Here is a 7,748-nt window from a genome sequence, read left to right as displayed (position 1 = left end):
TGCCGGGTTCGCTCCAGGACTCGTCGGGGGGCGCGCTCCGGGGAGGCGGACTGGACGTCTGGGCCCGGGCGGAGAGGGCCGGCGCCAGGGCCAGGAGCGACAGGCTGAGGAGACCGGGGAAGCGCATGGTGGTGGAAGGCAGGCAGCCTAGCCCACGCTCCGGCCGTGAACGAGGCCGGCCTGCCCGACCTCTCCCCCGCCATCCGGTCGCGTCCGGAAAGCGGCAGCCGCGCCACAATGCTGATGACGGGGGCCGGGCACGGTCTACCATCCGCGCCGCGCGCATGGCGTCGGTGAGGAGAGCCAACGGGATGAGGTTCGGACGGGGTGCACTGCTGATGGCGCTCGCCCTGGGCGCGTGCAGCAGGCCCGGTGCGGGCACGCACGCGTCGGACGCGGGGGCCATCGGGCTGCCGGGGCGGCCGTCCACGCTGACGCTGCCCTCGTGCGAGGAATTGCTGCCGGCGGACCTGCGCGACCTGACGCTGAACGGCTTCACGATGAAGGAGGAGCGCGCGTGTCCCGCGTGCGGGCCCGTGTGCTCGCTGCGTTCCGCGGCGCAGGCGGACCTGATCGTGTCGGTGGCGTATGACTGCCAGCCGAGCTACGCGAGCGCGGATGTGCGCGCGCTGCTCGCGCCCACGTTGAACGCGGGGGGTGAGGAGATTCCGGCGCTGGGCCGCGCCGCCGCGCGCCGCAACCCCGTGCAGGGCATGACGCAGGTGATGGCGTGGGATGACGACACGCCATGCGTGGTGGTGGTGACCTGGCTGGGGGACGACCCCGACCGTGCGATGGACGTGGCGCGGCTCGCGGTGACGTCGAATCACGGCGTGGGGGATGCCACGGCGGACGCGGGCACGGAGCTTCCGGCGGACGCGGGGGACAGCCTCCTCCTGGATGCGCCGCTGGAGCCGCTGGACAGCCTCACCGCGCCGCGCTCGGGCTCGCCGGACCTGCTCTCCGCGCCGCCGTCCATGGCACCAAAGCCCGCGGCACGGTAACCGGCAACGCGCGGCCCCACTCAGTAGGGCCACCTGCCGATGGCATAGGCATGCGTGGCCTTGTGGTTGAGCCACACGAGCAGCAGCGCCACCGTCCAGCGCAGCGCCTTGGGACGCGTGGCCAGCCAGTCGCCCGCGACGAACATGACCGGGAAGAGCACCGCGCCAAAGCGGAAGGCATTTCCCAGGTCGCCTTGGGGCAGCATCACCAGGAGCGACAGCAGGGCATACAGGCCCAGGGCCCGGTCGCGGCGCCACAACATCACCCCGAACACCAGCCACGCCGCGCCGAAGACATTGCGCAGCCAAAGCCAGCCGTTGAAGCCCTTGTGCCAGGGGTTGCCGAACCACAGTCCCCGGATGGTGCCCCAGAGCGAGTCCACGTGATTCCACTCGCGCTGGGCCTTCAAGAACATGAAGGGATCACCGGAGCGGCTCCACTCGAAGAAGAGCAGCCCTCCGAACGCCACCAGCGCCAGACACCCCATGAGGCCAAACCGCACGAAGCGCTCGCGCCACGTCGGCTCGCGCAGGGCGGCCAGGAGCGCGGCGGTGATCGCCACGAAGCAGCCCTGGTTCCGGGTGAAGATGCAGAGTGAAACCAGCACGGCGGAGGGCAGGAGCTGCCCACGCGAAGCACACGCCAGGGCCCCGAACGACAGGAGCAGGAAGAGCCCCTCCGTGTGGTGCGAGTGGAGCGCGAAGCTGGCGGGTCCGTAGAGGAAGACGAACCACCCCCAAGGCGTCCGGGCCGTCATCCCTTCGCGCACCGGCCCCTGCCGCGCCTGGTGGGTGTTCCATGCGACGAAGCCCAGCAGACAGGCCGTGGACAGGACCGCGCCGACGACCTGGGGCGGCAGCGTGCCCCCCAGCCCCTGCCGCACCAGCCAGACAAGGCCCGGGTACAGCGGCAGGAAGGCCCAGAGCGGCCACGTGTAACCGTCCAGGACCAGCGTGCTGTAGTGGTGCGAGTCCCAGCGATCCAACACCAGGAGCAGCGGGAGGTCCCGGCGCCAGGCCGTCCAGGCCCAGAGCCCGAAGTGGTGGACCAGCAGCACCCCCACGAGCCCCCAGGGCGAAGACGCGAACTTGAGACGGAGCGGATCCGCCTGCGAGGAGGGCCCCATGAGCGAGGGGCTTCATGCCCTCGCGGCATGGCTCAGGCAAGCCCCTGCACGGCGCGGCCAGCTCCCGAGGGAGGGGCCGCGCCGGTGCGGTTCGCTCCCTTCCGCTACAGCGTCTCCAGGTACGCCACCAGGTCGTCCACGTCCTCGTCGGACAGCCCCGCCGTCGTGCCGTGCAGGTTCGTCTCGCGGCCGTTCAGCAGGCGGGCCTTGAGCGTGGGCGCGCTGCCGTCATGCAGGTACGGCGCGGTGCGGCCCACGCCCAGGAGCGACGGCGTGTTGAGCCCCGCCTTGATGACCGCCTTCGCGTCCTGCAGCACGCCCGAGAGCACGAACGTGCCCACGTCCACGTTGCGGTTGTCCGTGAGCGCCGCGCCCGTGTGGCACGTGTCGCACTTCGCCTGCGTGAAGAGGGCGGCCCCGCGCGCCTGGGACTCCGTCAGCGGCTCTCCCCGGAACGGGTTGTCCGTCGCGGGGATGGCGTCGATGAACGCCCCCAGCTTCGCCACCGTGTCCTCGTTCAGCACCTGGCCGCCCATGCGGTCCTTCACCGTGGCGTTCATGAAGTCCCCCAGCGCGGAGAACTCGCCGCTCCAGTGGAAGGGCGCCGTGGCCGTGGTCATGCGCCCCGCCAGGCTGGGCGTCTGGCGCGGCCCATCCGGGAAGCCCCACACGTGGCCGTCCTCGCGGCCCTCCAGGTGGCACGACGCGCAGGACACCGCCACGGACGGGCTGGTCATCCGCGCATCCACCGCGCTGAAGAACAACCGCCGGCCCTCCGCAGCCAGCGGCGACAGCGTGTCGCCCGCGATGACCAGGCGCTCGCCCTCCTCGTGGATGTCGCCCCATGGGTTGCCGCTGGACCCCAGCGTGCTGACCGTGTGGTCGAACGCGTTGTAGACGTACGCCTTGCGCCCGTCCCGCGTGAGCGCGATGCCGTTGGGCCCCGCCCCCACGGCAATCAACTGCCGCACCGGGCTCGTCTCATTCACCAGGTCCGAACCGGAGCGGCGCCACGAAGGCAGGATGGCCACGTTGTTCGAGTCCTGGTTCACCAGGAACAGCCACGCGCCCGTGGGGTCCACCACCGCCGCCGCCGGCCCCTGCAGGGGCATATCGAACAAGGGGCTCGCGATGAGCGACGTGGGGTAGTCCGGCTTCTCCTCCGGCGGCGGCTTGCACTCGTCCAGGTCGTCCACCACCGGCCGGGGCGCTTCGTCCTCCGTGTCGAAGGTGATGAGGCCCGCGGCCACCACGCCGCCCCCGGCCGCCGCGCCACAGGGCGTCCCGCCGCCGTACATGGAGTCCCCCATTTTGGGGCCGCGGCCGTCCACGGGTCCACCCAGGGGGTCTTCGCGCGACCACAGCACCGGCGCGAAGAGGCGCCGCCCATCCGGAGCGCTCAACAGGTCCACCATGCCGCGCGACCGGAAGGAGCGCGGGCCCGTCTCCACGGGTAGCGGCTCATCGAACGGCGAGGGAGCCCCGAAGGCTCCAGGGGCCGACGGCCGGTTGGCCCTCGCGAGCAGGTCCGTGCCGCTTCGCATCACCTGGGGATGGTTCGCGTCCGACAGGTCCACCGTCATCACGTCGCCCTGCCGGAACAGCGACACCGCCGCCTTGCGGCCATCCTCCAAGAGCGCGATGCCGCGCGGCTCCTCGCCCAGCGGCAGCTCCCAGCGCGCCGTGAGCGTGCCCGTGTCGATGGCGGTGAGGCTGCCCCTCGCGGCGGACTCACGCATGGCGCTGTTCACCACGTACAGCGTGCTGCCATCCGGCGACAGCGCCATCCCCGTGGGCTCCACGCCCACCGGGACGCGCGCGGCCTCCACCGCGTCACCCTTGCGGATGACGGACACGCTCCGGCCGCCCCGGTTCGTCACGTACACGGTGTCGTCCGGGCCCACCGTCACGCGCTCCGGACGCGGGCCCACCCGCACCTCGGACACCTTCTCCCGGCGCGCGGTGTCCACCACGGCGAGGATGCCGTTGTCCGCGTCCACCACATAGAGCAGTGAGTCGTCCCGGCTGAGCGCCACGGACCCGGAGGCATTGCTCCAGGTGCCCGCGACCTCGCGCTCCTTGCAACCCGACAGCACCAGCGTCGTCACCGCGCACAGCGCGGCCCATCCCTGCCGTCGCATCGGAAATGCCATCCCCTCCCGCGAAGGCTTTCGCGCGCGCCTCCGGCCCCACCCCGCGCGCATGCCCCACGGCCTGTCCGGAAGCGTGCCGGCCCTGCACACACGCCTTCCCGAGGGCCGCATGCTCGCCCAGTCGGCCCCCTGAAGTCGACGGCCTCTCCACGCGCCGTATGGCTCCGGACAATGTCGGGAAGACTCCCCCCTCCCCCCGAAAAGCCGCGAGCACCCGGCCTCCGTCGCGTGTAGACACGGGGGGCCGTGTCTCGTCCCGCGCCCGTCATCCTCAGCTTCCGGCGCACGTTCGCGCTGCTCATCCTGCTGGTCGTGCTGCCCTCGGCCGGCCTGTCCGGCTTCGGCGTCGTGGCCATCATCAACGAGCGCGCCGCGGTGGAGAAACGCCTGGAGGCCGCGTGGCGGGGGACGCTGGCGGACCTGTCCGCGGAGGTGCCCCGCGCACTCAGCAGCGGACGGTTGGAGCGCGTGGACTCCGAGCGGCTGGCCTTCCTCCTGCCGGATGACCAGGAGCTGTCCGACCCGGACGGCACCTTCCACGTGGAGAACGGCCTGGTGCGCACGAAGGATCCGCAGCTGGCGGAGGCCCTGGCGGCGCTGGTGCCGGAGGCCGCCTCGCTGCCCACGGTGCCCACCGTCTTCTCGCTCGCCACGAACGGCCGCGCGGTGATGGTGGCCGCCGAGCGCCAGGGCGCCACCGTGCGGGGCGTGCGGCTGTCGGGCGTGGCCCTGGACGGGCTCCTGTCGGACAAGGCGCAGGGGCGGGCCACGTCGGAGCCGGTGCGCTTCACGCTGCTGCCCGTGCCGCGCGACACGTCCAGCGAGGGCGGCATCGTCAACCGGCTGATGTCGGAGGTGGCCCAGGCGCGGCAGAACGCGCTGGGGCCGCCGGTGCTCGCGGAGCGGGTGCTGTCCGCGCCCTTGCAGGACTTCCGCCTGGTGGTGCTGCCCCTGGGCGAGGACCCCGTGGCGAGCGCCTCCACGCGCAACCGCGTCGTGTACGGCGTGCTCCTGGGCCTGTTCTACCTGACGCTCACCTTCGGCGTGGGCTACACCGCCCGCGTGCTCTACCGCGAGGCGCGCCTGTCGCGCATGAAGACGGACTTCGTGTCGCTGGTGAGCCATGAGCTGCGCACGCCGCTCACCTCCATCCGGATGTTCATCGAGACGCTGGCCCTGGGCCGGCTGAAGGACCCGGCGCAGCAGCAGGAGGTGCTGAACCTGCTCACGAAGGAGACCGAGCGCCTGTCGGACCTCATCGATCGGGTGCTGGACTGGGCGCGCATCGAGAGCGGCCGCAAGGTGTACCAGCGCGAGTCCCTGCCGGTGACGGACGTGGTGGACGTGGCGGTGGCGGCCTTCCGCACGCAGCGGCACGGCGACGGCATGGAGTTCACCGTGAAGGTGGAGGACGGGCTGCCCCCCGTGGAGGTGGACCGGGTCGCGGTGGCGGGCGCGCTGCTCAACCTGTTGCAGAATGCCTACAAGTACAGTGGGCCCACCCACCGCAGAATCGCCCTCCGGGCACAGAGAGACGGCGGATACGTGAACCTGTCGGTGGAGGACAACGGAGTGGGAATCGCCAGGAAGGACCGCAAGCGCATCTTCGAGCGCTTCTACCGGGTGGACAACCTGCTCACGCGCAAGACGGAGGGCAGCGGCCTGGGGCTCGCCATCAGCAAGCGCATCGTGGACGCGCACGGCGGCCGCATCACCGTGGAGAGCGAGCCCGGCCAGGGCAGCTGCTTCACCCTCCAGCTCCCGGTGGGCCGCGCATGAGCACGTCCGTCCCCCAAGAGGAGAAGCCCCAGCGCATCCTGGTGGTGGAGGACGACCTGTCCATCCTCACCGGCGTATCCATGAACCTGCGCTTCGAAGGCTACGAAGTGATTCAGGCCCAGGACGGCCGCACGGGCCTGGCCAAGGCGCTGGACGAGGCGCCGGACCTGTTGGTGCTGGACCTGATGCTGCCGGAGATGAACGGCTACGAGGTCATCCGCGAGCTGCGCCAGCGCGGCCGGGACACGCCCGTGGTGGTGCTGTCCGCGCGAGGCCAGGAGTCGGACAAGATATTGGGTCTCAACCTGGGCGCGGACGACTACGTGGTGAAGCCGTTCGGGCTCCAGGAGCTGCTCGCGCGCATCAAGGCGGTGCTGCGCCGCAGGTTCGGGGCCACGGGCATCACGCCGCCGCCGGTGACGTTCGGGGACGTGAAGGTGGACCTGTCCCAGCGCACGGTGGCTCGCGACGGGCAGCCGGTGGAGCTGACGGCGCAGGAGTTCAAGCTGCTGGCGCACTTCCTCGCCCACCCGGGCCGCACCTTCACGCGCGAGGAGCTCCTGTCCGGCGCGTGGGGCTACCACTACGAGGGCAGCGCGCGCACGGTGGACAACTTCATGCGCCAGCTGCGGCTGAAGTTCGAGGCCGACCCGGAGGCGCCCCGGCACTTCCTCACCGTGCGCGGCCTGGGCTACCGCTTCGAGCGATAGAGCCGCTCACGCCCCGGCGACGCCAATCTGGCGCAGGTCCTCCAGGTCGAAGGGCTTGCCGTCGAAGCGGCCGTAGCGCTCGCGCAGCGTGAGGCCGCTGGCGCTGAGGGCGCTCTCCAGCTCCTCCGGCAGGAAGTGCTTCAGCTTGAGGCGGCGGATGGGGCTCTGGCCGCCCGGCGGACGCCGCTCGCGCAGGTGCAGGGCGAAGAGGGGGCGGCGGGGCTCCACGGCGGCGCCGGGCTCGTCGTCGTCGCGAGGCAGCACGGGTTCGCGCGGGGCGTTGAGCACGTCGTAGATGAAGGTGCCGCCGGGGGCCAGGTGGTGGCGCACGGTGGCGAGGAACGCCTCCAGGTCGTCGCGGCCGGACATCAGGCCCAGCGCGTGCTGCGGGGCGAGCACCAGGGAGAACTGCTCCGGCAGCCGCAGCGCGCGGGGGTCCGCGGTGATGAGGCGCGTGCGCTCGGAGACGTCCGGGGACTCGGAGGCGCGGCGCTCCTCGGCGGAGCGGATCATCGTCTCCGAGGGGTCCACCCCCACGGTGGAGAAGCCGTGGCCCGCCAGCGCCCACGGCACCCGGCCATTGGCGGCGCCCAGCACGAGCACGGGCCCGCCGTGTTCGGTCGCCTGCCGTGTGTAGAAGACGAGGTCCGGCTCCTGTCCCACGAGGGACAGCGGGGTGCGGCCGCGTGCGTCGTTCCCAGCCATTGCCCAGGCCCTAGCACGGTTGCGGGGCGCTCCGGGACTCCGGCGTTCACACAATGGGTAAGGGGTTGCCCACCCGGTGTCGCTCAACCGACGCACACTGCCAGTGCCCCGACGGTGACCGGCCCCCGGGGGCTGGCACCCTCCTTGCCTTGATGGCCGCGAACAATGGTTTCGCGCCGGGGGACCTTCCCCGGACCAGTGTGAGGTGGGCGGCATATGAAGCACGGGTGGCGGTGGACGGGGGCGCTCCTCCTGGCGGGAGCGCTGGGG

The 7,748-nt window shown here is 71.9% G+C and carries 6 protein-coding genes; 3 read left to right on the top strand and 3 right to left on the bottom strand.

From position 1 onward, the window contains the following. Positions 1 to 311: 311 nt before the first annotated feature. Positions 312 to 1,004 (top strand): hypothetical protein, encoded by a 693-nt coding sequence (locus D7V80_RS39210; RefSeq protein WP_199738975.1) that lies wholly within the window; start codon positions 312 to 314, stop codon positions 1,002 to 1,004. A 20-nt stretch (positions 1,005 to 1,024) separates the two neighbouring features. On the opposite strand, the gene D7V80_RS39205 is transcribed toward D7V80_RS39210, so the two are convergent. Both D7V80_RS39205 and D7V80_RS39200 read right to left on the bottom strand, forming a co-directional pair. Then, positions 1,025 to 2,131 carry a hypothetical protein gene (locus D7V80_RS39205; RefSeq protein WP_120592905.1) on the bottom strand — a complete coding sequence of 369 codons (1,107 nt, stop codon included), beginning with the start codon at positions 2,129 to 2,131 and terminating at the stop codon, positions 1,025 to 1,027. Positions 2,132 to 2,235: 104 nt separating this feature from the next. Then, positions 2,236 to 4,272: a c-type cytochrome gene (locus tag D7V80_RS39200; RefSeq protein ID WP_120592904.1), complete on the bottom strand. Its 2,037-nt coding sequence runs from the start codon at positions 4,270 to 4,272 to the stop codon at positions 2,236 to 2,238. A gap of 258 nt (positions 4,273 to 4,530) precedes the next feature. On the opposite strand from D7V80_RS39200, the gene D7V80_RS39195 reads away from it, so the two are divergent. Beyond that, entirely contained in the window at positions 4,531 to 6,063 is a 1,533-nt protein-coding gene (locus D7V80_RS39195; RefSeq protein ID WP_120592903.1) for a cell wall metabolism sensor histidine kinase WalK, read from the top strand. Further along, positions 6,060 to 6,773 carry a response regulator transcription factor gene (locus D7V80_RS39190; protein WP_120592902.1) on the top strand — a complete coding sequence of 238 codons (714 nt, stop codon included), beginning with the start codon at positions 6,060 to 6,062 and terminating at the stop codon, positions 6,771 to 6,773. The genes D7V80_RS39195 and D7V80_RS39190 overlap by 4 nt, the downstream gene beginning before the upstream one ends. A 6-nt stretch (positions 6,774 to 6,779) precedes the next feature. Here D7V80_RS39190 and D7V80_RS39185 read toward each other — a convergent pair whose 3' ends face one another. Next, on the bottom strand, positions 6,780 to 7,478 hold the full coding sequence (locus tag D7V80_RS39185; RefSeq protein ID WP_120592901.1) for a bifunctional 2-polyprenyl-6-hydroxyphenol methylase/3-demethylubiquinol 3-O-methyltransferase UbiG: 699 nt from the start codon (positions 7,476 to 7,478) through the stop codon (positions 6,780 to 6,782). Positions 7,479 to 7,748 lie beyond the last annotated feature (270 nt).

This window comes from Corallococcus sp. CA054B (genome assembly GCF_003611625.1).
In the GTDB taxonomy this organism is placed as follows: Bacteria; Myxococcota; Myxococcia; order Myxococcales; family Myxococcaceae; genus Corallococcus; species Corallococcus coralloides.
This window is presented reverse-complemented; position numbering and strand designations above follow the sequence as displayed.

Coding starts and splice junctions, on each gene's coding strand:
- D7V80_RS39185 (WP_120592901.1), bottom strand. CDS start 7,478: ATGGCTGGGAACGACGCACGCGGCCGCACCCCGCTGTCCCTCGTGGGA.
- D7V80_RS39205 (WP_120592905.1), bottom strand. CDS start 2,131: ATGGGGCCCTCCTCGCAGGCGGATCCGCTCCGTCTCAAGTTCGCGTCT.
- D7V80_RS39200 (WP_120592904.1), bottom strand. CDS start 4,272: ATGCGACGGCAGGGATGGGCCGCGCTGTGCGCGGTGACGACGCTGGTG.
- D7V80_RS39210 (WP_199738975.1), top strand. CDS start 312: ATGAGGTTCGGACGGGGTGCACTGCTGATGGCGCTCGCCCTGGGCGCG.
- D7V80_RS39190 (WP_120592902.1), top strand. CDS start 6,060: ATGAGCACGTCCGTCCCCCAAGAGGAGAAGCCCCAGCGCATCCTGGTG.